This window comes from Nocardia pseudobrasiliensis NBRC 108224, assembly GCF_001613105.1.
GTDB lineage: Bacteria > Actinomycetota > Actinomycetes > Mycobacteriales > Mycobacteriaceae > Nocardia > Nocardia pseudobrasiliensis.
Genome location: NZ_BDBS01000003.1, coordinates 96,688 through 121,475, shown reverse-complemented (window position 1 = coordinate 121,475; position 24,788 = coordinate 96,688). Strand labels below are relative to the sequence as shown.

Genomic DNA, 24,788 nt, shown 5'->3' with positions numbered 1-24,788 from the left:
GTGGGGAACTGCTGGTCATGATGCGGCGCATCGCCGACGTGGCATTGGTATTGATCACCGGCGGCGTGGATCTGGCGTTCTGGTACGGCGACCGCGAGCTGATCGACGGCGGGATGATGCCGCTGTGGGTGGTGCCGATGGTGGCCGCGGGTCTGTGCGCGGCGCTGCTGATGCGGCAGCGGTTCCCGCTCGGGGTGTGGATGGTGGTGTGGCTCTACACGGGCGTGAATCTCGTTGTGCCGAAGTACTATCCGTTCGCCTACCTGCTGGTGGCGGCCTATACCGTGGCGAGTCGGGCGCCGGGGTCCACCGCGCGGCTGGTGCTCGTCGCCTCGGCGCTGCCGCTGGGCCTGTTCAGTTTCCGGACCGCGCAGTCCAGTCCGTCCGGCGCGCAGCTGCGCGACTTCGCCGGTGCGGTCGGGACCTGGGCCGTCATCCTGCTCATCGCGTGGGGTCTGGGCAGACTGGCCCACATTCGCGAGGAGCATGCGCGCGCCGAGCGGGAGAGGCTCGCGGCCGAGGCCGAAAGGGCCCTGGCCGCACAGCGATTGCGACTGGCGCATGAATTGCACGACAGCGTCACCGGCGCGGTGGCCGGAATGATCCTCTACGCCGGGGCGGCCCGTGCGCTGGCCGCCGATGCGGATCCCCGGGTGCGCGAGGCGCTCGAGGTCATCGAGGGGGCCGGTGGGCGGGCCATGACCGAATTGCATTCGATGCTGGGGTTGTTGCGGTCGAGCGAACCCGCGGGCGCGGTGGCGGCCCGGTTCGCCGATGTGGAGGGACTGCTGGAATCCGCGCGCAGCGCGGGGCTGCGGGTGCGCAGCGAGGTGGTCGGCACCGCCCGGCCGCTGGCTCCCGAGGCCGATCTCGCGGCCTATCGGACCGTGCAGGAATCGCTGACCAATGCCACCAAATACGCGGGTCCGGGCGCGACGGTGATCCTCGGAATCGCCTGGCGCGAGGCCAGTCTCGACCTCACCGTCCGCAGTGCGGGCGGTAGCGCGCCGCCCGCGGCCCCGGCGCTGTCCTCCGGTAACGGCCTGCGCGGACTGCGCGAACGACTCGACGCGCTGGGCGGCGAGCTGACCTGCGGACCCGACGGCGACGGCTGGTGCGTCCATGCCACCCTGCCCGCATCCGAGACGACGATCGAGGTGTCATGACCATCAGCGTGCTGGTCGCCGAGGACGAGGCGCTGGTCCGGGCGGGCTGCGTCATGCTGCTCGGCGCGGCCGCCGATATCGAGGTGGCGGGGGAGGTCGGGGACGGCGCCGCCGCGGTGGAGGCGGTGAAAGTCCTTGCGCCGCAGGTGGTTCTGATGGATCTGCGGATGCCGATCCTGGACGGTGTCGAGGCCACCCGGGCGATCACCGCCCTGCCCGATGCCCCGGCGGTGCTGGTGCTCACCACCTTTCACGAGGATGCCGCGGTGCAGGAGGCGCTGACCGCGGGCGCGAGCGGCTTTCTGCTCAAGCACGCCGCGCCCGCCGATCTGGTGCAGGCCATTCGGCGCTGCGCCGCAGGTGACGGGTGGCTCGATCCCACGATCGTGGGCAGCGTCCTGTCGGCCTTCCGCCGGGCGGGCCCGCGTGCGGTGACCGCGCCCGCGCTGCTGTCGACGCTGACCGCCCGGGAGCGAGAAGTGCTGGTACTCATGGCATCGGGGCGATCCAATGCCGAGATCAGCGCCGAACTGTTCATCAGCGAGGCGACGACGCGCACCCACGTCGCGCATGTGATCGCCAAAACCGCCTCGCGCGATCGGACCCAGGCGGTGGTGCTGGCGTATCGGAGCGGGCTGATGGGCTGAGGCCCGATTCAGCGCGGCGATCAGGGCTTGCGGGCGACCGCTGCATAGCAGGAGACGTTCGCGTCGTAGGAGTCCGGGATGTCCGCGACGCCGTCCGGACGCCAGCGATGCGGCGGCACGATACCGGGATCGATGAGCTCCAGATCGCGGAAGAATCGGGCGAATTCGTCTCGGGAGCGGTCCTGGGCGGTAATGCCGCGGGCGCGGTAGATCTCGCGGGCCGTGGCGATCCGGGTGGGGTCGAAATCGGCGGTGGCCGCGCAGATGACCAGATAGGAACCGGGGGCGAGGGCGTCGAGGAATGTTCGCACGATCTGTTCGGCGCCGGACTCGATGAAATGCAGCAGGGCGATCATGCTCAGGCCGATCGGTTGGTTCGAATCGAGCAGTTCGGTGATTTCGGGGGATCGCAGAATCGTCTCCGGATCGGTGGCGTCCGCTTCCAGATAGGCGGTCGCGCCCTCGGGTGTGCTCGCCATGAGCGCCCGGGCGTGGGCGAGGACCAGCGGGTCATGGTCGACATAGACCACCCGGCATTCGGGAGCCACCTCCTGGGCGATCTGATGCAGATTCGGTGAGGTCGGAATCCCGGTTCCGATATCGAGGAACTGGCGAATGCCCGATTCCGCCAGAAAACGGGTACTGCGATGCATGAAAGCCCGATTGACCTTGGCGGCGGTTTTGATCGTCGGCCAGATCCTCAGAATCTCCTCGGCCGCTTGCCGATCCGCTTCGTAGTTGTCTTTACCGTCGAGAAAGTAGTCGTACATCCGAGCCGAATGCGGATGCGCGTGAGTCGATCCCGCACCCATGTTCAGCCGTGCCCCCCTATCGGTTCATGCGCATCGTCGAATGCCACAAGTGTCCAGGCTAGCCCGCGGCGCCACCGCGCAGGCTCGAATGCGGCAGCGGGCTTCAGCGGGTGGTCTGGGAGGCGGCGGCGCGGGTGTCGAGGTCGTCGATCGTGAGCCGGTGGCGCGGTGGGTGATCGAGGACGGTCCGGTAGGTCACGGCCAGATCGGGACCGACGTGGACCAACACGCCCGGTGGGATCGGCTGCCAGTTCGGATCCTCGTCCATGCACTCACTCGCCACGGTCACCGCGGGACGCGCGGCCAGATCGCCGGACCTGGCGCGAATTCGGCCCGCGCCGCTGGCCTGCTCCAGATGGCGCGAACCGCGTGTGCCGCCCGCGGCGCGTTCGAGGACGAACAGCTCATGGGTCTCCGGATAGCGCAGCGCCCACAGCTGATCCGGCGTGGTGAGGATGAAATTGATCGCGTACACCGGCAGATTGTCGGCGACCCATCCGGCCGCCGCCGCGATCGCGGCGGCCACATCCCCGCCGCGTTCATCGGCGTACTTCGTGACGAGGGCGAACAATCGCTCGGAATCGGTGTCCCCACCGACCAGTTCGCGATATTCGCCGAGCTCCGCATCCAGTCGATCCAGACCGCCGATCACCCCGTTGTGCGCGAACAGTCGTCCGTGCTGTGTGAACGGGTGGGTATTCACGGCGGTGGTCGCACCGGTCGACGCATAGCGCACGTGCGCCAGAAATGTCGCCGACTCGCACTCCTTGGCCTCCCGCGCGAATTCCTCGTCCCGATACGCGGCGATCGGCTGCTTCTGCACCCGCGGTTGCCCGTCGACGTCGAAGGTCCCCAACCCGGTCCCATCCGGATTGCGCCGACTCTGCCGCACCAAACTGTCGGAGGCGTCCAACAACCAGAATGTGGCCCGCACTCGAGCGGGCGCGGCCGACAATCCGAATAGACGGCACATCTGAAACTCCCTTCGTCGCCGGTCCGGTCATCCATACATGTCGTCGCCGCGCAGGAGGGTGGAAAAACCCTGGCGCACAAGATCGTCTGTCACCGGGCCGGAGGTGTTCAGCCGGTCGTGATAGGCGCGCAGCCGGTGTTCGGTCGTCTTGGAGGTCATGGTAGCGAGCAGGGCCGCGGCCTCCATACGGGCGGCGGTCGCGGACGGGCGGGTGCCCGCGTCGTAGACCATGCGCTTGATCTCCCGGGTGATTCGCGGTGAGCGGGTGGCGAGGCGGTGCGCGACCGTCAGCGTTTCGGGCAGTAGTTCGGCGGCGGGGACCGCGTGATGGATCAGGCCGAGGTCGACGGCCTCGGGGGCATCGAGCCAGCGGCCCTCGAGCAGTAGCTCGAGTGCGCGGCCCGGGCCGACCATTCGAACCAGGCTCTGGGTACCGCCGGCCGCGGCGAGCAGGCCCAGTCCGGATTCGGGCAGGCCGAGCTGACGGTTCTCGGCCATCAGCCGAATATCGCAGCCGAGCGCAAATATGCAGCCCATGCCGAGTGCCAGGCCGTTGACCGCGGTGAGGACGACCTTGTCGGAGGTGCGCAGTCGGCGCAGCGTGGCATAGGTCCGGGTCATCGTCAGCAGCTCGCGGGCGCGAGTGCGGCGGAGCAATCGGTCGACTCCTCGCGCTCGGCCCGGTATGCCCGCTGCGACGATCAGTTTCGCTGCGGCGTAGGACAGTTCGAGGGGTATCTGCTCGGCGGCGCGCACCAGTTCCGGCACGTCGAAATGCGTCATATAGGTCTGGCCCTGACCGGTGAACACCACGGCCCGTGTATCGCGATCGGAGCGCAGTCGGCGGGTCAGATCGTCGAGTTCGATACTCATCCGGTCGTCGAAGAAGTGCCGGGGTGGATTGTCGAATCGCACCAGCAGCACTCGATCGTAGTGCTCTACCAGCAGTCGTCGGTACATCAGCGCACACCCTCCGTGGGATCGAGTCGATAGCGAATACCGCTGTCCCGCAGTGCGTTCAAGAATTCGGCCGGATCGACGACCTGTGCGGGAGCGAGCGGGCCGGAGGCGGTGAAGTCGGCGGCGATCGTGCGCGCGGCCACGCGCGCGGCGATCGGGCCGGTGATGTCGAAGATCCCCGCGCCCGACAGCGTCGCGGTGCGGCGCATCCCGCCGCCGCGCAGGGTGGCGACGATGTGAAAGCGCGTGGGATCGTTCGGGATTCGGGTGCGCTCTCCGACGGTGGCGGCCCGTGCGACTCGTTGGAAGACCCCCGACAGTGGTGACCGCAGGCCCCAGGCGAACAATCGGGCCAGCTGTGGTGCGAGGGGTTCGGCGAAACCCGGAACGACGGTCGAGGCGGTCATGGCGGGTCGGATGCGGCGCACCGGAACATGTCTGGGGATCGTCAAGACCTCCGGGAGCGGATAGCTGACCACGCGGCGGCGGCCGATCGGCGCGGGGAATTCGACTGTGCGCGTGGCCGACCGGGCGACGACCGGGCCGTCGTCGAATTCGAGTATCGGCAGCGCGAGCCCGCGCAGCCGCGACCGGTAGGCCGCGCCGCTGGGCACCCAATCGGTGATCCGATAGGCGAGGTCGAGATCGTCGATCCGCTCGAATTCCGCGGCCGCGAGCGACACCAGCAGATCCGCGAGCATCGCGTAGAAGGCGGCCGACGGTATCAGCGCGACCCCGGCTGCGGTCGCCGCGGATCCCCAGGCGTCGAACAGTGATCGGATCGACTGCTGCTCGCCGCTGATGTCGACGTAGTGGCAGCCGCCCGCGATCGCCGCGGCGGCCACCGGCGCGCAGGTGCGGGCGAACGGTCCCGCGGCATTGACCAGCGTGCCCACGCGCGCTGCCAGGTCGGTCAATCCACGACTGTCGGTCAGCTCCACCGCTTTGTGGTCGATGCCCCCGAGTTCGGCCGACAGCTGTCGCAGTTTGGGCGTCGAGCGGCCCGTGAGTATTACGTCGTGCCCCGCCGCGACGAGTTCTCTCGCGATCGAACGCCCGGAGTAGCCGGTCGCGCCGTAGACCGCGATGGCGCTGCGATTATTCATTCTCGTTGCTCCTCAGTCGATTTCGCCGCGGTCCCAGGCGTGTGCCAGACGCGCGGTGAGCTCGACGGCGGCGGTGACGGTATTCCAGCCGACCGCGTCGGGCGTATCGGATCTCAGATGCAGGTGGCGGATCCAGCCCCGGTCGTAGGACAGCAGCGAAATCGCGCGCATACCGGCATGTCTGGCGATCGTGGTGTCGCAGACATTGGCGAAGGTGACCGCGGGCAGTTCGATACCCGCCTGCGCGGCGATGCGCTGGGCCGCGGCGATATCGCGATCGGACATCCGGCCGGTGAGACCCTCGCGGCGGGCGACCACCAGATGGCCACCGCTGCCCAGGGAATCGAGACCGATCGCGAGTGTGCGGGCCGGATCGAATCGCAGCTGCCGCTCGGTCCAGGCCCGCATGCCGACATTGCCTGCCTCCTCCCCTCCGGGAAACAGGACGATCACCTCGGTTTCGGTCAGCGGCGTCGCGCGCAGCCGTCGGGTCAGCTCGAGAACGGCCGCGACTCCGGTGGCATTGTCGTTGGCGCCCGGTGTGGTCGGGCTGCGCATCGACTGGATCATCGCCACGCCCAGCGCGCTCAGGACCAGGCGCAGCGGCCGGCGCGTTCCCGGGTGCGATAGCGCGGTCGCGAGGATGGCCAGCAGGGCCGGGGCGTGGCTGGGTACCGATCGGCCGGTGCGGCGCGAGCGAAAACGGTTCGGCGCGATCGCCTTCGGATGCCATACCAGTCCGTTGTGGGCGGCGTCGTGATGGGCGAGCAGCACGATGGTGCGCCGTGGCGGACCGAGGGAGGGTAGCCGTGCCGAAACAGAGACTCCGCGACCCGCCGGGAGCAGGCGGCGCAGCCAGTGGCTGCGGCCGCTGACGTCCAGTTCGTAGGACACCGCCGTCGCGACGGCCGCAGATCGTTTGAGTGGGCCCGGCAGGAAACTCGCAGTCACCGCGGCGATGAGGTGGGCAAGATGAGTTGGCGCCCAAGATGATTGGCTGCGGAACCCGGTGATCTCCACTGTCTTCGCACCGGCTTCGGTCAAACGCGCCGCGATCAACTCCGCCGATCGATGTTCACCCGGACCCGTGGTGCGCCGGTCCAGACGCGCCAGCGCCGCCACATCGTGAATCATGCCGCCGGGCGGCGCCTGTTGAGCCGTCATCGGTCATCCCCTCGTTCGAATGGGATTAGCCTGGCAAAGATGGTGGGTGTCGCGCTTTCACAAACGTGTGGTCCGGATCGGGCGGTCATGTGGATTCGGCGCGGGCATGCCGGATATGTGGGGCCGGGGGTGCGCATCGATCCACATTCCACGTCGATAGGCTGTCTGGCCGTGGGTTTGGACGGATCGTTCGAGTTGTGCGCGGACGCGCTGGGCTCGGTGCGCGCACGCAGCGCCTACGCGCCGGCCCGGGTGACGCATTGGATCCCGGAACCGCGGGGACGCATGCTGTATCTGTTCGTCGATCCGCTCGCCGGTGCGCGGTGTATGGCCGAGATGGACCGTGCGCAGGGACAATTCGGGTTCGAGCATCGCCGCGAACGGGAGTTGATCGCGACGTGCACCGAGCCGGTTCTCGATATCGGTCGGGTGCTGGAGGCGGCGAGCCTGCCCGTGCCCGATACGATCGACCCGCGAATCGCCAAGGTGGCGCAGTTGATTCGGGATGATCCGGCCGCGGAGATGAGCGCGGCCGATGCCGCATCGGCCGTCGGTGTATCGACCTCGCATCTGCTGCGCACCTTCGCCGAGCAGACCGGGACGACCTATCGCCGGTATCGGCAATGGGCTCGAATGATCTCTGTCGCTGCGAGTTTCGCGGTGGGGCACGATATGACCCGGTGCGCGGTCGATGCCGGGTTCGCCTCGCTGTCGCATTTCAGTGCGAGCTTCCATCGGATGTTCGGACTGTCGGCCACCGCACTGCTCGCCTCGGGCGTTCGATTCGATTACGCCGACTCCTGGTGACCGTGACAACTGTCATGGTCGGTTCGTGACGAACGATCCGTGGTTCGGGGCGGGCTGGGTCATAACTTGGAGTTCGACAAGGGAACTTCCAGTTCAGGAGATCGACATGACCGCCACCACCGCCGCCGCACCGACCATGGATCGGCGTGCGTTCGCACTGCGGATGATTCGCGATATCGGCGTGCCGACGGGCGCCTACTACGTGCTGCACGGGTTCGGGGCGAGCGATCTGGTGGCGCTGGGCGCGGGAACCGTGGTGTCGGGGGCGATTCTGCTGACCGATACCGTGCGCTCGCGCAAGTTCGACCTGTTCGCGGGAGTGATGCTGGGAGTCTTCGGGATCGGGCTGCTGCTCACCTTCCTGTCCGGTGACGCGCGATTCATGATCGCCAAGGACTCCATCGGCACCGGATTGGTCGGGTCGGCCTTTCTGATCAGCGTCGCGATCGGCAAGCCGCTGACCTACGTGGCCGCGCTGCGCGGTATGACCGCCTCCGACCCGGCCAAGGCCGCCGCCTTCGAGGAGCGCTACCGCTCCCGCCCGGGCATGCGGCAATCCTTCCGTCGCTTGACCGTCGTCTGGGGCGCGGGGCTGCTCGCCGAGGCCGTCGTCCGCTGCGTACTGGCCTACCAGCTGCCCATCGCCACCATGGTGTGGCTGTCGACCGTGCTGATGATCGCGACGACGGGCGGGCTGATCGCGTTGACCGTCGTGCTGGTGAAGAAGTGGCGCGCGGCGGCGGAACTGGCCGACGCGGCCGCCTGATCGGAACGGTCGCCGCACCAACGCGATTCGCACGGGCTACGGTCACCGCATGCAGTCACCGATCACGGGTATGGCGGCCGGGGTTCCATTCACCGCGTTGGGGCCGGACGGGGGCGGGGATGCGCCGTTGATCGTCACCTGGCACATGTTGGATGCGCCGCGGTCCGATGCGGCGTTTGCGGCGGCGCTGCCGATGGGCGGGGTGGACGCGTGGCGGGTGCATCTGGGGATGCCGATGTGTGGGGCCCGGATGGTGGACGGGAAGACCGATGCGGTGGTGGCGCTGTTCACCGAGGATCCGCTGATGCTGTATCTGCATCCGTTCGTCGTGCAGGCGTGTGAGGAGTTTCCGGCCGCGTTGGAGGCGATTCGGGCGCAACTGCCGGTGGACGACGGGCCGATCGGGGTACTGGGCGGATCGCTGGGCGGGGCCGTCGCGCTGCGGGTGCTCGCGGAGACCGAGACGCCGATCTTCGCCGGGGCGGTGGTGAACGCGGCGATTCGGATGCGGACGGTGGTGGAGCTGTTTCCGGGGGACTACCCGTACGACGCCGAATCCGAAAAAGCCGTCGACAGTTTGGATTTCATCGCCAAGGCGAACGAGATCGCGCGGCATGCGCCGCTGCTGGTGGTCAGCGGCGAACTGGATCATCCGGGACTGCGGGCCGATGCGGCGCGGCTGGTGGACGCGATGGGGCAGCGGGCGGAACTGCGGTCGATCGCGGGATTGGCTCATCCGCTGGCCGATGAGCCGGGCCTCGAACCCGCACCGCAGCTGCCGCAGGCGCGCGCGGTGGATTCGGTTCTCAGCGAATGGTTTCGGCGGCATCTGCCGCATGCGGGCTGACCGGTCGCCGCTTTCGTACGTCGTTTTGTCATTGGTCTGGCGTGGCTCTGTGATTCGGTGCGCAGCATCGGTGGCGACGCTCGGTGGGCGACGATGGCGGAGGAGTGCGGAAGATGCGTGTTGCGGCGGTGATGATGATCGTGCTGGCGTTGTCGGTGAGCGTCGTGGTGGGTGGTGCGGGGGCGGCTTCCGCCGAGGTTCGATTAACTACGCCGACAGGTGATTTCGCGATCGGGCGGGATGTGCTGCATATGGTCGACGACGGCCAGCGTGATCCGTGGCGGCCGGAGCGGGCCCGCGAATTGATGGTCAGCATGTACTATCCGGCGCGATCCGCGGCGAACCATCCTGGGACGCGGCGTGGCAGCGGCTGCGCGGAGGGAAGCGCTGGGTGACCCTCGTCGGAGCCGACCACAACTCGTTCACCGACATCCTCGCTCTCGCGGAGCAATTGGGGGTACCGGGGGATACGCCGCTGTCCGGTGACCGTGCTGTCGAACTCACCCGCACCATCGTCGCGACGTTCTTCGATCAGCGACTGCGCGGGATCGCCCACCCGCTGCTCGACGGCCCGGACCCCGCCTTTCCGGAACTGCGCTTCCACAACCCGTGGCCGAATTCAGTTGACGCCGACCGTCAGTCGCTCCGGTTCGATGATTCCCACGACCCGCTCCAGATCGCGTGAATACGGCTGGCCGATGTATTTGATCGCCAGCTCATCGATGATCGCCCACGCCTCGTCGCCCTCGAGCCATTCGACCACGCGCCCGCGCACGATGATCGGCTCGAAGGCGTTGCCGGTGGCGGTCAGCGACAGCGCGACGCGGGGATCGCGGCGGAGGTTTCGGGCCTTGCGGGAATTCGGGCCGGTGAGGAAGACGATGCGATCGCCGCGCGTGCCGACCCACAGCGGGACCGAGTGCGGCGATCCGTCGGGTAGGACGGTCGCGAGGTGGGCCAGGGCGGTGCTATCGAGAACGCGGCGTACGTCGGGGGTGAGCATCGAACTCTCCTTCTGGAGTTTCTTGAAGAGACTTCAGTACTCTATCCCCTTAAGTTCTCTAAGGGAACCCCATTGGGTAGACTGGTTGCCATGCAGCGCACCGACTTCAGTGAGATGGCCTGCTCGATCGCCCGGACCCTGGATGTGATCGGCGAGCCGTGGTCGCCCTTGATCCTGCGCGATATCTGGGTCGGGATCTCGCGCTTCGAGCAGATCCAGGCCGATCTCGGCATCTCTCGCAAGGTGTTGACCGAACGGCTCGGTCACCTGCTCGAGCGCGGGGTGATCGACCGCCGACCCTATGACCGCCGACCGCGATACGAATACGTCCTCACCGACAAGGGCGCCGAACTGGTCGACGTTTTGATGGTGATGGTCGGCTGGGGTGACAAATGGCTCGCGGGAACCTCCGGCCCGCCGGTCCTCTACCGTCATCACGCCTGCGGCCAGATCAGCGGCGTCGATCTGCGCTGCGCCGATTGCGGCGAGCCGATGCACGCCGGTGATATCGACCTGCTCCCCGGGCCGGGTGCGGCGGTGTAGGGCATGGACCGCTAGCCGGTGCGTCCGGGCCAGGTATCGCGACGGGCCATGTCGATGATCAGATTGGCGATATTCCAGGCGTCGTCGCCGCCGCGGTGATGGGTGCCCTCCAGGGGGATCTCGCGCATCCGCAGCGCGCCCGCCATCCCGTAACGCCGTGTGGTGCCGAATGATTCGGAGAAGGCGCGTTTCGCATTCGTGTGGCGCGCGCCGAACGGGTACGGCACGCGGGTTGTGGCGCACTGGGTTTCGAACTGTTTGCGGTCGTAGTCGCCCCAGCTCGCCCAGGGCCGCGAATCGGACCGGTACTCGCTCCGCAGCAGCTCGCACGCCTCGGCGAATTCCAGTCCGGTATCGACCTGCTCCTGGGTGAGCGTGGTCAGTCGAGTGCAGAACTCACTCACCGAGGACCGAGCGGGCCGCACCAGAATGCTGTGCCGCTCCACCCGTTCCCAGGTCGCCGAATCGACCACGCACAGCCCGATCTCGATGATCTCACTCGGCTGCCCGGGCGGATTCGGCCCCTCCCAACAGGTGGCCTCGACGTCGACGACGTTGAGGTAGCGCTCGTTCATTGCCACGACGCTAGGAGCGAATCGAGCTCGTGGCCAGTGAATTCTCTCGGTCGGCGGCCGCGAGGTTGTCGGTGGCGTAGCGGGCGATGCTGCTGGCCTGGCCGGTGCGGGCCTCGGAGCGGTGCGTTGGTCGAGGACCGTGGGGATGCGGGTGAGGGTGGGGTGGTCCCCGACGGAGAGGATGGCCTCGGCGCAGCGCGCGTGTAGGACGTCGAGGATGTCGGCCACGGCTGTCAGCATTCCATCCGGTTTCGGCGGTCGAGAGAAGTGTTGCGGATCAACGCATCCGGCTGCGCGGCTCGGCTACGATCCGAGCACGGGTACGGAAACTGACACCTTCACATATGAGGCATTCCACACGATACGTGCCAGTAACCCCCACGCGCTGTGCGCGTTCGGGTAGTGAAGGGGCAGACTACGCGGAGTCCGGAATTGTAAGCCCCTCGCCCGACCGGGCCAGACTGAGGAGTGGAAGGAGTCGGCGAGTTGTTCAGCCGCATCGCCATCGTAAACCGCGGTGAGGCCGCTATGCGCCTCATTCACGCCGTACGAGATTTGGCCGCGGAGACCGGGCTACCGATCGAAACCGTTGCTCTGCACACCGATGTCGATCGGAACGCGACCTTCGTGCGCGAAGCCGACATCGCCTACGATCTCGGTCCCGCGTCCGCACGTCCGTACCTGGATCTGAAGGCGCTCGAGCGCGCTCTGATCGCCACCAAGGCCGAGGCGGCCTGGGTGGGCTGGGGTTTCGTCGCCGAGGATCCGGCCTTCGCCGAACTCTGTGAGCAGATCGGCGTCACCTTCATCGGCCCGAGCCCGGACGCCATGCGCAAACTCGGCGACAAGATCGGCGCGAAGCTGATCGCCGAGGAGGTCGGCGTGCCCGTCGCCCCGTGGAGCCGCGGCGCGGTGGAAACCGTCGAGGCCGCGATCGCGGCCGCCGCCGAGATCGGATACCCGTTGATGCTGAAGGCGACCGCCGGTGGCGGTGGCCGCGGTATCCGCAAGGTCTCGAGCGAGGCCGAGCTGGTCGACGCCTACGAGCGCACCAGTCAGGAGGCCGCGCGCGCCTTCGGCAGCGGCGTGGTGTTCCTGGAACGGCTGGTCACCGGCGCTCGCCACGTCGAGGTCCAGGTGATCGCCGACGGTCAGGGCACCGCGTGGGCCATCGGCGTGCGCGACTGCTCGGTGCAGCGGCGCAACCAGAAGGTCATCGAGGAGTCGGCCTCGCCGGTGCTCAGCCCCGAACAGGCGGGCGAGCTGAAGGCGTCGGCCGAGCGGCTCGCGGTCGCGGTCGGTTATCGCGGCGCGGCGACGGTCGAATTCCTCTATCACCCCGGCGAGAAGCTGTTCGCCTTCCTCGAGGTCAATACCCGCCTGCAGGTCGAACACCCGATCACCGAGATCACCACCGGATTCGATCTGGTCCGCGCGCAGCTGCACGTGGCCTCGGGCGGCCGGCTCGAGGGTGAGCGTCCGATCGAGCGCGGCCACGCCATCGAGGCGCGGCTCAACGCCGAGGATCCCGATCGCGATTTCGCGCCCGCCCCGGGTCGTATCGCGCGGCTGGATCTGCCCGCCGGACCGGGTACGCGCGTGGATACCGGTGTCAGCGAGGGCGATACGATCCCCGCCGACTTCGACTCCATGATCGCCAAGATCATCGCCTACGGCCGGGACCGCAACGAGGCCCTGGGCCGGTTGCGCCGGGCCATGACCGAGACCCGCGTGGTCATCGAGGGCGGCGCGACCAACAAGAGCTTCGTCCTCGATCTGCTCGATCAGCCCGAGGTGATCGATGCCAGCGCCGACACCGGCTGGATCGACCGCGTGCGCGGCGAGGGCCGGCTGGTCTCGCATCGCCACTCCGCCGTCGCGCTGGCCGCCGCGGCCATCGACGCCTACGAGGAAGAGGAGCAGTCCGAGCGCTACCGGCTGCTGTCCACGGCCTCGGGCGGACGTCCGCAGGTGCAGCACGACAGCGGTCGGCCACTGGATCTGAAGCTGCGCGGCGCGAGCTGCCGCGTACGCGTGGCCCGCATCGGCGCGCATCGGTTCCGGATCGGCATCGAGGCCGGTGGCGAAATCCGTACCGCGGACGTCGATCTCGAACGCTTCGATCGCCACACCGGGCAGATCGTGGTCAACGGCACCCGCTATCGCCTGATCACCGGCACACACGGGCCCATCCACCTGGTCGATGTCGAGGGCGTGACGCACCGGATCAGCCGCGACGAGGGCGGCGTGGTGCGCGCCCCGGCCCCCGCGCTGGTCGTCGCGACGCCGCTCGAGGTCGGCGCCGAGGTCGAGGCGGGCGCGCCGGTGCTGGTGTTGGAGAGCATGAAGATGGAAACGGTGCTGCGCGCGCCGTTCCGGGCCCGCCTGAAGGAGTGCAGTGTCTCGGTCGGCACCCAGGTCGAGACGGGCGCGCCGATGCTGCGTCTCGAGCCGCTGGCCGAGGACGGCGAGGAGGCCCAGGACGAATCCGCAGGTGCGGTCGAGTTGGATCTGCCCGCCGCGCCCGCCGCGGTCCAGCCGCACGAGCAGCTGATCCGAAGCCTGCAGGATCTGCGCAGCCTGCTGCTCGGATTCGACGTCGATCCGCACGACGACCGCCGCATGATCGAGGACTACCTCACCGCGCGCCGGGCGACCATCGAGGCCAACCATCGTCCGCTCGCCGAGGAACTCGAGCTGATCCAGGTCTTCGCCGATCTGGCCGAGCTGAGCCACAACCGGTCCTGGGACGAGGACGGTTGGCACGGTCACGTGCACAGCGCCCGCGAGTACTTCCACACCTACCTGCAGAGCCTGGATGTGGAGCGGGCCGGCCTGCCGGCGTCCTACCAGGACAAACTCGCCAAGGCCCTGGGCCACTACGGCGTCGACGACCTGGAACGCACCCCCGACCTGGAGGCCGCGGTCTTCCGCATCTTCCTGGCCCAGCAGCGTCCGTCCGATACCGGCACGGTCATCACGACCCTGCTGCGCGAATGGCTGCGCGAGCCGACCCCGGATCGGGCGCTGCGCGAACCGGTCGGGCTCGCGTTGGAACGGCTGGTCGCGGCGACGCAGGTGCGTTTCCCCGTGATCGCCGACCTCACCCGCGGACTGGTGTTCGCCTGGTTCGGTCAGCCGCTGCTGCGGCGCAACCGCGCCCGGGTCTACACCAATGTCCGCAAGCACATGAGCTACCTCGACGCGCATCCGGACACCGCCGATCGCGCCGAGCGCATCGGCGATATGGTGCGCAGCACCGAACCGCTGGTGCGCCTGCTCGGCCAGCGACTGGTACGCGGCAATCCGGACAACACGGTCATGCTCGAGGTGTTGACCCGGCGCTACTACGGCAACAAGGGCCTCACCGATGTGCGCACCCAGGAGGTGGGCGGGGCCACCTTCGTGATCGCCGAACGTCGCGGCCTGACCCTGGTCTCGGCCGCGGTGAGCTTCGACGAACTCGACACCGTACTGCGGGGCCTGCGCGAATTGGCAACGGGCGCAATGTCGATCGAGGCCGATATCTACCTCGGCTGGGAGGGCCAGCCCGAGGACTTCGACGCGATGGCCGCCGCGCTGCAGGATGTGCTCAGCGGTCAGCCGCTGCCGAACCAGATCCACCGGATCACCACCACCGTCGCCGGCAGCGGCGGCGCGGTGATGCACCACCACTTCACCTTCCGTCCGTCCGCGACCGGTATGGCCGAGGAGCGGTTGATCCGCGGCCTGCACCCGTACATTGCGGAGCGGATGCAGATGAAGCGGCTGCGGAAATTCGACCTCACCCGGTTGCCGTCCTCCGACGACGACGAGGTGTACCTGTTCCGCTGCGTCGCCAAGGAGAATCCGGCCGACGAGCGCCTGGTGGCGTTCGCCCAGGTTCGTGACCTGGCCGCGCTGCGCGAACACGACGGGCGACTGCTGGCGCTGCCGACCGCGGAGGCCACCATCGCCACCTGCCTGGACTCGATCCGGCGGGCGCAGTCGCAGCGGCGATCGGCCAAGCGGTTCAACACCAATCGCATCGTGATGTACATCTGGCCGCCGATCGATCTGACCCCCGCCGAATTCGAGACCATCGTCGGGCGCGTGGAGCCGACGACGGCGGGCGCGGGGCTCGAGGAGATCCTGATCATCGCGCGTCAGCGCGATCAGAAGTCCGGTGAACTGGTCAAGGTCGCCCTGCACATCACCTTCGATGCCGATGGCCGCAGCCAGATGGTGGTCAACGAGCGGACCGACGAGGCCGTCGAGCCGCTGGACGAGTACCGGCAGAAGGTGCTGCGCGCCAGCAGCCGCAATACCGTCTACCCGTACGAATTGACCGGTCTGCTGGGCGAATTCGCCGAATACGATCTCGACGCCTCGCATACGCTGGTTCCGGTCGACCGGCCCAAGGGCCACAACACCGCGGCGATGGTCGCGGGCGTGGTCACCACGCCGACCGAGCGGCATCCGCAGGGCGTGTCCCGCGTCGTGCTGCTCGGCGATCCGACGAAATCGCTCGGCGCGCTGTCGGAGCCGGAGTGCCGCCGGGTGATCGCCGCACTGGATCTGGCCGAGCGGATGCGACTTCCGCTGGAGTGGTACGCGCTGTCCTCGGGCGCCCGGATCTCGATGAAATCCGGTACCGAGAATATGGACTGGGTGGCGGCCGCGCTCAAGCGGATCGTCGAATTCACCCAGGACGGCGGCGAAATCAATATCGTCGTCTCCGGCATCAATGTCGGCGCGCAGCCGTACTGGAATGCCGAGGCCACCATGTTGATGCACACCAAGGGCATTCTGGTGATGACGCCGGATTCGGCGATGGTGCTCACCGGTAAGCAGGCGCTGGACTTCTCCGGCGGCGTATCGGCCGAGGACAACTTCGGTATCGGCGGTTACGACCGAGTGATGGGTCCCAACGGCCAAGGGCAGTACTGGGCGCCGAATCTGACCGCGGCGCGGGCGATTCTGATGTCGCACTACGACCACACCTACATCGCACCGGGCGAGCAGTCGCCGCGGCGGGCGCAGACCAGCGACCCGTCCGATCGCGACGTCTCCGATTTCCCGCATGTGATGGACGGCAGCGATTTCGCCACTGTCGGCGAGATCTTCTCCGCGGCCAAGAATCCGGATCGCAAGAAGCCCTTCGACATTCGCACGGTCATGCGCGCGCTGTCGGATCAGGACCATCCGGTGCTGGAGCGCTGGGCGGGCATGGCCGACGCCGAAACCGCGGTGGTGCAGGACGCGCATCTGGGCGGAATTCCGGTGTGCCTGTTGGGTATCGAGTCGCGCGGGGTGCCGCGGCGCGGTTTCACCCCCACCGACGGCCCCGACACCTATACCGCGGGCACACTGTTCCCGCAGTCGTCGAAGAAGGCCGCGCGGGCGATCAACGCGGCCAGCGGCAACCGGCCGCTGGTGGTGCTGGCGAATCTGTCGGGCTTCGACGGCTCGCCGGAATCGTTGCGCAAACTGCAGCTCGAATACGGCGCCGAAATCGGCCGCGCCATCGTGAATTTCCAGGGACCGATCGTGTTCTGCGTGATCTCGCGGTATCACGGCGGCGCGTTCGTGGTGTTCTCGAAGGCGTTGAACCCGAATATGACCGTCCTCGCGCTGGAGGGTTCGTTCGCCTCGGTGCTCGGTGGCGCACCCGCCGCCGCGGTGGTGTTCTCCGGCGATGTCGACACCCGTACCGCCAACGATCCGCGGGTCCGCGAACTCGAGGCCCGCGTCGCGTATACGACCGGACCAGCCCGCGCCACCGTGATCGCGGAACTCGACGAGACCCGCTCGTCGGTTCGCGCCGAGAAACTCGGTGAGGTGGCCGCCGAATTCGACCGCGTGCACAGCATCCAGCGTGCCGTCGAGGTCGGTTCGGTCGATGCGATCGTGCGCACCGACGAATTGCGTCCGCGCATTATCGAGGCGATCGAGACCCGGCTGATCGGCTGATTTACCGCTACGAGAGCCGTCTCCGCCACCGCATGCCGGTGACGGAGACGGCTCTTTCCACGTTTCGATCCGTGCCAGCGGGTAGTGCCTCAACAGGAGGAAACAAGGCAAGCGGTTGTGCAGGAGGCCGACGCATGCTCGGGGTGAACGCGAACCAGATTCGATGGTATGAACAAGACGCGAGCGGCTGCACCGTACTGCGGCCCAGCGGTGAGCTGAGCGTCGCCACCGCCGGGATCGTCAGTGGCGATCTGGTCAAATTCGCGCTGAATGAACCCCGTGCGGTCATCGTGATCATCGACGGGTTGGGGATTGCGAGCGAGGCGTTGTTCTCGGCGTTCACCCTGGCGTGGATGCGGGTGGGCGACTGGCCCGCCGTGCCGATCGCCCTGGTTGCCGGAAGCGAGGCGCTGCGGCGGCGTTTACACGCCAATGCCGTCGACCGTTTCCTGCCCGTGACGGCGACGGTGGCCGAAGCGCAACAAGCGGTGGGAAAAGCGCCGCAGCGCCGACGAATTTGCCTGGATATGCCGCTCGCGGCGGATTGCGGTCGGCGCGCCCGTCGGTTCACCGAACAGATCTGCGAGCGCTGGGAGGTACCCGAGGTCTGTGACGACGCGCAGTTGGTCGCCACGGAATTCATCGAAAACGCGTTCCTGCACACCCGTTTCGACGCCGATATCAGTTTTCGCCTCGAATTGCGGCAGCAATTGCTGACGGTCGCGGTCGCCGATCAGGATCCGCGCGAGGCGGTGCTGCCCGAGGCCGTGCCCGGGCGTTCGGTGCCCTCCGGATTGCATATGGTCGCGCGGATGGCGCGGGCGTGGGGTTGTTCGCCACAGTGGCCGGTCGGCAAGGTCGTGTGGGCGACCCTGCCGACCGGGACCGGGCGTTAGCTCGGCGCGGCCTCGACGGCCGGTTCCAGCAGTTCCATCACCAGAATCGCCCCGCTCGGGCTGCCCGAGCGGTCCCGCGCGCAACTCCGAAACCGGCGGGCCGATATCGAGATTGAGCAGAGCGACCTGCCGCCCGTGCGGGTCAGGCGAGTCGTGGAGGATCGAGGCCGTGACGCGGTGTCAGCATCGCGTCACGGCCTGGCGAGCCAGGACGAGATGATGAGCCATGACCGGGCTCGCGGCGTCGGCCAGCTGCCGCACCTGCGCGGACGTTCCGTAGAGGGATTCGTTCTGGCCCGCGGCGAGCGCGTCGAGATGGCCCAGCTGCTGTGTCCGCAGCCATTGCTGGTCGAAGTCGGGGCCGGTCAGCGTCGATACCCGTTGCAGCGTGGCCATATGATCCGCGTCGGGCAGCGGCGACAGCGCGATGCCGTTGCCGAATGCGACCGGTGCGCTCATCGCCTCGAGCCGGGTGTGGTCGGCCACCAGCATGGCCCCGAGATCGCGTACGGCCGCGCAGGAGGACACCGCCGCGCGCGCCCCGAGCGCTATCTCCGCCATATTCGTTTGATGCGAGGTCAGCAGGTACGACCGATCCTGTTCGGACAGCGGGGTGTTGGCGGTCGGTTCGGCGGTGGCCGTACCCACCGTCGCGACGAGGAGGGCCGTCGCCGCCAGTCCGGTACCGCAGACGCGTCGGAGATTTCGCATATCGGAACTCCTTTCGAGTACTTCACAGCAGGCACAAGTGTGTGCGGCGGCTACCCGGCCGTCGTCGCGGCACACATCGAATGCGATACGAGGGAAATACGGTCTTGCCGTGGGGCTTTCGGGGCGCTGGGATGGGCTCGGGGGTGAGCGGAAGGGTTGCGGTGATGTCTCGGACCGCGCGGGTCACGGTCGTCATGCTGTTCATCGCGTGGACGGTGGATTTCATCGATCGCTCCGTGATCGGTTTCGCGTTGACGCCGATCGGGGACTCGCTCGGGCTCGATCACGGGCAGCGCGGGCTGGTGGTGTCGGTGTTCTTCCTCGCCTATGCCGCGGTGCAGGTGCCCAGTGGGCTGCTGGCGGATCGGTTCGGGGCGGTGCGAATGGGCATCGTGGGGATGCTGGCCTGGTCGGTGTGCACCGGATTGACCGCGCTGGCGTGGTCGCTGGTCGCGCTGTTGGGAATTCGGCTGGCCTTCGGCCTCACCCAGGGCGTCTTTCCGGCGGCGTCGGTGAAGATTCTCGCCGAGCGGGTCGAGCCCGAGATGCGTACGACCGCCAACGGTTGGGTCAATACGGCCAATGCCTGCGGCACCCTGCTCGCGGCCGTGATCGCGGGGGTGTTCCTGTCACTTCTGAACTGGCGCTGGATGTTTCTGGCGATCGCGATGCTCGGTGTGGTGGTCGTGGTGGTCTGGGCGCGGTGGATGCCGCGGCCGTTGGTCGGGGTCGCCGAGGTGGCCGACAAGGGCGCGGCGCGGAGTCCGGCATGGGGGCTGCTGCGGTCGCCGGCCGTACTCGGTTGTGCCGCAATGGCCTTCGGCAATGGCGGGTTGACCTGGGGGCTGACCACCTGGGTGCCGACCTATCTGGAGGAGCATTACGGCGTGGCCGCCGGGACGACCGCGTTCCTGGCGATCGCGCCGACCCTGGCGACCGCGATCGGAATCGTTGTGGGCGGGCGGCTTTCCGATCGGCTGCGCGGCCGCCCGCGCGTGATCGTGGTACCGGCCATGATCCTGTGCGGGGCGGCGGTGCTGCTGCTGCCGCATCTCCCGTCGGTCGCGATCTTCGTGACGGTCCTGACCGTCCTGTTCGCGGCGAGCGGCCTGTGCGCCATGCCGCCGTTCGCGGTTCCGTTGCGCGCCTTGCCCGCGGCGTTGGTCGGAACGCTGGCGGGCCTGATCGTCTTCGGCACCCAATCGGCAGGTATCGTCTTCCCGCTGCTGTTCGGCGTCATCGTCGATCAAGCCTCCTACACCGCCGCGTTCTCCATGCTGCTCGCCGGCCCACTCATCGCGATCCTCGCCGCGACCCTGGTACCGCAGAACGCCGCGACATTCCGCTCGGCGCTGAGGCTTTCGCGCGAGGAAGACCTCACAAGCCCGTGAAACCATGTGAGGTCGCGATCACCACGGTGGTTTCCGAGGGTCGGATACGACCGTCCTGCCGTAGCAGCGCGAGGGCGGCGAATGCGGCATCAAAGGCGAGCTCCCGACAGTGGCCGGCCGCCCACGGCTCAGTCCTCGGAAACCGCTTCGACGACTCCGGCGGACTGCTTGTGGTCCAGTTCGCGGGCCAGATCGGCCTGGGCGATGATGCCGACCAGCCTCTCGTGCTCGAGGACGGGGATGCGCCGCACCCGGTGCTGGGCCATCGCGGTGAGCGCGGCGGTGACATCGTCGTCGGCCTGCACCACCACCGGCACACCCTCGGCCAGTTCCCCGGCGTGTACGCTGAGCGGATCTTTGCGCTGCGCAACGACTTTCACGACGATATCGCGATCGGTCAGCATGCCCTTCAGCTTGCCGTCCTCGCCGCAGATAGGCAGCGCGCCGATATCGGCCTCGGCCATCTTGCGGGCGACCTCCAGTATGGAATCGCTGGAGCGGGCGGTCTGTACATCGGTGGACATCAGTTCTCGGGCGGTGGTCATCGGCGAATCCTCCTGTGCGATGCGGTGTGCGCGCCCGCCCGAACAGCCGATGTTGGTCGAGACATCGCTACCGCGACAACAACATTCCCGCCATCGGAAACAGCGCACTCTCGGTGAGTTCGGCGAACAGGTCCGGCTTCTCGCCGCCGTTCGTGCTGGGCGACCAGGACGTCGACGACGTCCTGGTCGGTGCGCACCGGCATGGCGATCTCCTCGCTCACCCGTTGCGATGCGGAACGAATTCCTGCGCTTTGGTTTTCGCTCCCTGGGTCACCAGATGCCAGGCGTTCGGATCGCCGCGCAGGACCGCCTCGGCGGTGGCCTTCATCTGCTCCCAGGTGGCGTGCGGCGGAATCGGGGGGACCTCCGGATCGCAGCGCACATCCAGCACGGTGGGTCGATCGGCGCGCAGGGCCTGATCCCAGGCGTCGCCGAGCTGTTCGGGATCGTCGACGGCGATGGCGTTCAGTCCGAAGACCCGGGCCACCTCGGCATAGGAGGTATCCGGAAGGCTCTGCGACTCTTCGAATTTCGGCGCGCCGCCCATCGAGCGCAGCTCCCAGGTGACCTGGTTGAGATCGTTGTTGTGGAAGACGCAGACGATCAATCGCGGATCGGACCACTGCCGGTGATAGCGGGCCACGGTCAACAATTCGGCCAGGCCGTTCATCTGGATGGCGCCGTCGCCGACCAGCGCGATCGCGGGCCGGTCCGGATGAGCGAATTTCGCGCCGATCGCATACGGCACACCGGGACCCATGGTGGCCAGGGTGCCCGACAGCGAACCGCGCATGGTGCCGCGGAAGCGCAGGCAGCGGGCGTACCAGTTGGTGGACGAGCCGGAATCGGCGCTCACGATGGCGTTGTCGGGGATGCGTTGCGACAGTTCCCACACCACGCGCATGGGATTCACCGGCCTCGCCTTCAGCATGGACTGCCGCTCGACGGTCTCCCACCAGCGGGCGACATTCGATTCGACGGTTTCGCGCCAACCGCGCTCGGACTTGCGCTTCAACAGCGGATTCAGCTGCGCCAGTGTGGCTTTCGCATCACCGACCAGGTTCACCTCGGTCGGATAACGCATGCCGATCATCGCCCCGTCGATATCGATCTGGATCGCGCGGGCCTGGCCGAACTCGGGCAGGAACTGTGCGTAGGGGAAATTGGAGCCGATAATGATCAGGGTGTCGCAGTCGCGCATGAGCTCGTAGCTGGGCCGGGTGCCCAGCAGGCCGATCGAACCCGTGACATACGGCAACTCGTCGGACAGCACATCCTTGCCGAGCAGGGCCTTGGCCACGCCCGCGCCGGTGATATCGGCGAGTTCCCGGACCTGCTCGGCCGCGCCGCGCGCGCCCTGGCCGACGAGGATGGCGACCTTGTTCCCGGCGTCGAGGATCTCCGCCGCGCGTTCGATATCGCGATGGCTCGCCACGGTGACGGCGCTCAGATCGTCGGGCGGGCTGGAGGGCACCTGCTTGAATTCGTGCTCGGGCGCCTGATACGGCTCCTCCTGCAGGTCGGCCGGAATGATCAGCGCGGTCGGCGCGCGGCGGGCGCGGGCGATGCGGATCGCGCGGTCGAGGGCATTGGGCAATTGACTGGCGACATTGACCTCGACGAGGTACTCGCTGGCCACATCCTTGTAGAGGGCCTGTAGATCGACCTCCTGCTGATAGTTGCCGCCCATCGCGCTGCGCGCGGTCTGTCCGACGATCGCCACCACCGGGACATGATCGAGTTTCGCGTCGTAGAGGCCGTTGAGCAGATGGATCGCCCCGGGCCCCGAGGTGGCCGTGCACACCGCGACCTCCCCGCTGAACTTGGCGTAGCCGACCGCCTCGAACGCGGCCATCTCCTCGTGCCGGGCCTGGATGAACTGGGGCTGATTGTCGGCCCGGCCGAACGCGGCGACCAGGCCGTTGATGCCGTCGCCGGGATAGCCGAAGACCTGTTTCACTCCCCATTCGCGTAGTCGCTGCAGAACGTAGTCGGCAACCTGGTCGGCCATATTCACTCCTGTCCGCGTCGACGGTGCTTGTTCTCGGCGGGCGAATACCCGGGTGCGGCCATCCCAACCGGCCGTGCGCCTGTGGGTGGGGAGGGTCACCGCGCGATGTCCCGGACCACGGGCGGCCGCTCCCACGCTGATAGGAGGTTCCTCCCGGCCCACTGCGCGCCCGCGCCGATACCCAATCTGCGTCATCTCGAATGGTGGCGAAACGACACCCGACGCGACCGGCCGCGGCGGCGAAATACGAACAGTCGGTAAGATTTGTCGAGCCGGGTTCGGGAGATGGGTGGTTGAAATGGTCGAGACCGATGGGCGGCGGTTGCGGGGGAATCGGACGCGGGCCTCGGTATTGGACGCGGCGGTGAAGCTGGCCTCGGTGGAGGGGCTCGAGGGGTTGACATTGAGCCGCCTGGCGGCGCGGTTGGAGATCACCAAATCGGGATTGTTCACCCACTGGCCGGGAAAGGAGAGCCTGCAGCTGGCGGCGATCGAATACGCCGGTGCGCAGTGGAACCGGGAGATCGTCGCCCCGGCGCTGGAATCGCCCACGCCGCTGCGACGGTTGTGGGCGGTGCACGAGAATCGGCTGGCTTTCTATCGGGACGAGCGTCTGCCCGGGCGGTGCTTCTTTTCGATCGTGTTCCGGGAGTTCGACGATCGGCCGGGGACGATTCGCGATCGGTTGATCGCGGATATGCGACGGTGGCACGGATTTCTCGTGTCCACGATCGAGGAGGCGGTGGCCGCGGGACAGGTGCGACCCGAGGTCGACGCGTATGTCCTCGCGTACGAGATCGATGCGCTGGGCGAGGGCGTGGTATCGCGGCTGCGACTGCTGGATCCGGAGCCGGTGCTGGCCGCCGGGCGGGCCGCGGTACTGGGTTTGCTGCGCGGGGTGAGCGTGGATCCCACGGTGTTGCCGCAAGAATGAGACCGGCTGCGCGGCACACGGATTGGACACAATGCCGCCGGTGACCGATCGGGCCGCCGTGGCATGCAGCCTGCCGTGAATAACGGTGTTTTCCGGGCGTTTTTCACTACAGGCCGCCGATTTCTCGGCTACACATACCATCACCGGATGATGGGTGCGAAATCCCTTGTGCGAGTAGGGGTTCGACTTCTCGGGGTGACTGCCTAAAGTGAGATATGTCTGCGGACGGAACACCGTGAGGAAATCATGTACAAAAAGATGGCTGCCATCGGCGCTGCCTTGTTCGCCTTCGCCCTGCCGATGTCGGGTTCTCCGGCATCCGGTGCTCCCGCAACCGATCGGGACGCACCTCCCTCGGAAAAGATCACCGTCGACGTCGTTACCGTGAACGGCTCCGGATGCCCGCAGGGCACGGCGGCCGTGGCGGTCGCGGACGACAATACGGCTTTCACGGTGACCTACAGTCAATACACCGCGGAAACCGGCTCCGGTTCCGGGCCGACCGACTTCCGTAAGAACTGTCAACTCGTCCTGAGAGTGCATGTCCCGCAGGGCTTCACCTATGGCATCGCCTCGGCGGACTATCGCGGTTTCGCGCATCTGGAGCGCGGCGCGACCGCGCTGGAAAGGGCGCGGTACTACTTCCAGGGCAACTCGGACACCGACTATGTCGATCACACCTTCAGCGGTTATTACAACGACGACTGGCAGCGCACCGATACCACCGATGTCGCGGCGATCGTGTATCAACCCTGCGGCCAGACGCGCGATTTCAACATCAATACCTCGCTGCGGGTGAGGTCCGGTAGTTCGGATCCGAATGCGCCGGTCAGCTTCATCACCATGGATTCCACGGACGGCAGCGTCCGCACCACCTACCACTTCGCCTGGAAGAGGTGCTGAGGGTACGCCAATGCTGAACCGGCCGCCGGGAGCGGGGATTCCCGGCGGCCGCTCATCGATGCCCGAGGGGCTACCG

At 67.5% G+C, this 24,788-nt stretch carries 23 protein-coding genes; 13 read left to right on the top strand and 10 right to left on the bottom strand.

What is annotated here, in order from left to right:
* The first annotated feature begins 17 nt into the window (after positions 1–17).
* Positions 18–1,166 carry a sensor histidine kinase gene (locus NP4_RS04770; RefSeq protein ID WP_067992421.1) on the top strand — a complete coding sequence of 383 codons (1,149 nt, stop codon included), beginning with the start codon at positions 18–20 and terminating at the stop codon, positions 1,164–1,166.
* Entirely contained in the window at positions 1,163–1,813 is a 651-nt protein-coding gene (locus NP4_RS04765) for a response regulator transcription factor (RefSeq protein WP_067992418.1), read from the top strand. Before NP4_RS04770 ends, NP4_RS04765 begins: the two co-directional genes overlap by 4 nt.
* A gap of 20 nt (positions 1,814–1,833) precedes the next feature.
* Here NP4_RS04765 and NP4_RS04760 read toward each other — a convergent pair whose 3' ends face one another.
* The 5 genes from NP4_RS04760 to NP4_RS04740 form a co-directional block, all read right to left on the bottom strand.
* Positions 1,834–2,625 carry an SAM-dependent methyltransferase gene (locus NP4_RS04760; protein ID WP_067992416.1) on the bottom strand — a complete coding sequence of 264 codons (792 nt, stop codon included), beginning with the start codon at positions 2,623–2,625 and terminating at the stop codon, positions 1,834–1,836.
* A 103-nt stretch (positions 2,626–2,728) separates the two neighbouring features.
* Complete coding sequence (locus NP4_RS04755; protein WP_067992412.1) at positions 2,729–3,598, bottom strand: class II glutamine amidotransferase; 870 nt, start codon at positions 3,596–3,598, stop codon at positions 2,729–2,731.
* 27 nt (positions 3,599–3,625) lie between these two features.
* Complete coding sequence (locus NP4_RS04750; RefSeq protein WP_067992410.1) at positions 3,626–4,558, bottom strand: enoyl-CoA hydratase/isomerase family protein; 933 nt, start codon at positions 4,556–4,558, stop codon at positions 3,626–3,628.
* The gene (locus NP4_RS04745) at positions 4,558–5,664 is read right to left on the bottom strand and encodes a saccharopine dehydrogenase NADP-binding domain-containing protein (RefSeq protein WP_067992408.1); all 1,107 of its coding nucleotides are present in this window, start codon (positions 5,662–5,664) and stop codon (positions 4,558–4,560) included. The genes NP4_RS04750 and NP4_RS04745 overlap by 1 nt, the downstream gene beginning before the upstream one ends.
* A gap of 12 nt (positions 5,665–5,676) precedes the next feature.
* A complete protein-coding gene (locus tag NP4_RS04740; RefSeq protein WP_067992405.1) occupies positions 5,677–6,828 on the bottom strand; it encodes a M28 family metallopeptidase in 1,152 nt (383 codons plus the stop codon).
* Positions 6,829–6,999: 171 nt separating this feature from the next.
* On the opposite strand from NP4_RS04740, the gene NP4_RS04735 reads away from it, so the two are divergent.
* From NP4_RS04735 to NP4_RS40640, 5 genes are all read left to right on the top strand, one after another.
* A complete protein-coding gene (locus tag NP4_RS04735; RefSeq protein ID WP_245997137.1) occupies positions 7,000–7,635 on the top strand; it encodes a helix-turn-helix domain-containing protein in 636 nt (211 codons plus the stop codon).
* Between the two features lie 106 nt (positions 7,636–7,741).
* Positions 7,742–8,401 carry a VC0807 family protein gene (locus NP4_RS04730; RefSeq protein WP_067992399.1) on the top strand — a complete coding sequence of 220 codons (660 nt, stop codon included), beginning with the start codon at positions 7,742–7,744 and terminating at the stop codon, positions 8,399–8,401.
* A gap of 49 nt (positions 8,402–8,450) precedes the next feature.
* Positions 8,451–9,248: an alpha/beta hydrolase family protein gene (locus NP4_RS04725; RefSeq protein ID WP_067992396.1), complete on the top strand. Its 798-nt coding sequence runs from the start codon at positions 8,451–8,453 to the stop codon at positions 9,246–9,248.
* Between the two features lie 113 nt (positions 9,249–9,361).
* A complete protein-coding gene (locus NP4_RS40645; RefSeq protein WP_147287853.1) occupies positions 9,362–9,643 on the top strand; it encodes a hypothetical protein in 282 nt (93 codons plus the stop codon).
* Positions 9,640–9,933: a hypothetical protein gene (locus NP4_RS40640; protein ID WP_114755507.1), complete on the top strand. Its 294-nt coding sequence runs from the start codon at positions 9,640–9,642 to the stop codon at positions 9,931–9,933. The genes NP4_RS40645 and NP4_RS40640 overlap by 4 nt, the downstream gene beginning before the upstream one ends.
* Here the strand turns inward: NP4_RS40640 and NP4_RS04715 are convergent.
* A complete protein-coding gene (locus NP4_RS04715; protein ID WP_067992391.1) occupies positions 9,868–10,251 on the bottom strand; it encodes a TIGR03618 family F420-dependent PPOX class oxidoreductase in 384 nt (127 codons plus the stop codon). The two genes, NP4_RS40640 and NP4_RS04715, sit on opposite strands and share 66 nt — an antisense overlap.
* 90 nt (positions 10,252–10,341) lie before the next feature.
* Between NP4_RS04715 and NP4_RS04710 the strand changes: the two genes are divergently transcribed.
* Positions 10,342–10,794, top strand: a complete 453-nt coding sequence (locus NP4_RS04710) for a winged helix-turn-helix transcriptional regulator (protein ID WP_067992389.1) — start codon at positions 10,342–10,344, stop codon at positions 10,792–10,794.
* Positions 10,795–10,805: 11 nt separating this feature from the next.
* Here NP4_RS04710 and NP4_RS04705 read toward each other — a convergent pair whose 3' ends face one another.
* Entirely contained in the window at positions 10,806–11,369 is a 564-nt protein-coding gene (locus NP4_RS04705) for a 3'-5' exonuclease (RefSeq protein ID WP_067992386.1), read from the bottom strand.
* Positions 11,370–11,855: 486 nt separating this feature from the next.
* Between NP4_RS04705 and NP4_RS04700 the strand changes: the two genes are divergently transcribed.
* Both NP4_RS04700 and NP4_RS04695 read left to right on the top strand, forming a co-directional pair.
* The gene (locus NP4_RS04700; RefSeq protein ID WP_067992565.1) at positions 11,856–17,321 is read left to right on the top strand and encodes an ATP-binding protein; all 5,466 of its coding nucleotides are present in this window, start codon (positions 11,856–11,858) and stop codon (positions 17,319–17,321) included.
* A gap of 134 nt (positions 17,322–17,455) precedes the next feature.
* On the top strand, positions 17,456–18,217 hold the full coding sequence (locus NP4_RS04695) for a hypothetical protein (protein WP_067992383.1): 762 nt from the start codon (positions 17,456–17,458) through the stop codon (positions 18,215–18,217).
* A 180-nt stretch (positions 18,218–18,397) separates the two neighbouring features.
* Here NP4_RS04695 and NP4_RS04690 read toward each other — a convergent pair whose 3' ends face one another.
* On the bottom strand, positions 18,398–18,928 hold the full coding sequence (locus NP4_RS04690) for a DUF4142 domain-containing protein (protein ID WP_067992381.1): 531 nt from the start codon (positions 18,926–18,928) through the stop codon (positions 18,398–18,400).
* Positions 18,929–19,092: 164 nt separating this feature from the next.
* Here NP4_RS04690 and NP4_RS04685 point away from each other — a divergent pair, with 164 nt between their 5' ends.
* Positions 19,093–20,319 carry an MFS transporter gene (locus tag NP4_RS04685; RefSeq protein ID WP_067992379.1) on the top strand — a complete coding sequence of 409 codons (1,227 nt, stop codon included), beginning with the start codon at positions 19,093–19,095 and terminating at the stop codon, positions 20,317–20,319.
* A 128-nt stretch (positions 20,320–20,447) separates the two neighbouring features.
* Here NP4_RS04685 and NP4_RS04680 read toward each other — a convergent pair whose 3' ends face one another.
* Both NP4_RS04680 and NP4_RS04675 read right to left on the bottom strand, forming a co-directional pair.
* Positions 20,448–20,864: a CBS domain-containing protein gene (locus tag NP4_RS04680; RefSeq protein WP_067992376.1), complete on the bottom strand. Its 417-nt coding sequence runs from the start codon at positions 20,862–20,864 to the stop codon at positions 20,448–20,450.
* A 217-nt stretch (positions 20,865–21,081) separates the two neighbouring features.
* Positions 21,082–22,875, bottom strand: a complete 1,794-nt coding sequence (locus tag NP4_RS04675; protein WP_067992562.1) for a thiamine pyrophosphate-requiring protein — start codon at positions 22,873–22,875, stop codon at positions 21,082–21,084.
* Between the two features lie 298 nt (positions 22,876–23,173).
* On the opposite strand from NP4_RS04675, the gene NP4_RS04670 reads away from it, so the two are divergent.
* The gene (locus NP4_RS04670) at positions 23,174–23,809 is read left to right on the top strand and encodes a TetR/AcrR family transcriptional regulator (protein WP_067992374.1); all 636 of its coding nucleotides are present in this window, start codon (positions 23,174–23,176) and stop codon (positions 23,807–23,809) included.
* Positions 23,810–24,055: 246 nt separating this feature from the next.
* A complete protein-coding gene (locus NP4_RS04665) occupies positions 24,056–24,712 on the top strand; it encodes a DUF4360 domain-containing protein (RefSeq protein WP_082875530.1) in 657 nt (218 codons plus the stop codon).
* Positions 24,713–24,788 lie beyond the last annotated feature (76 nt).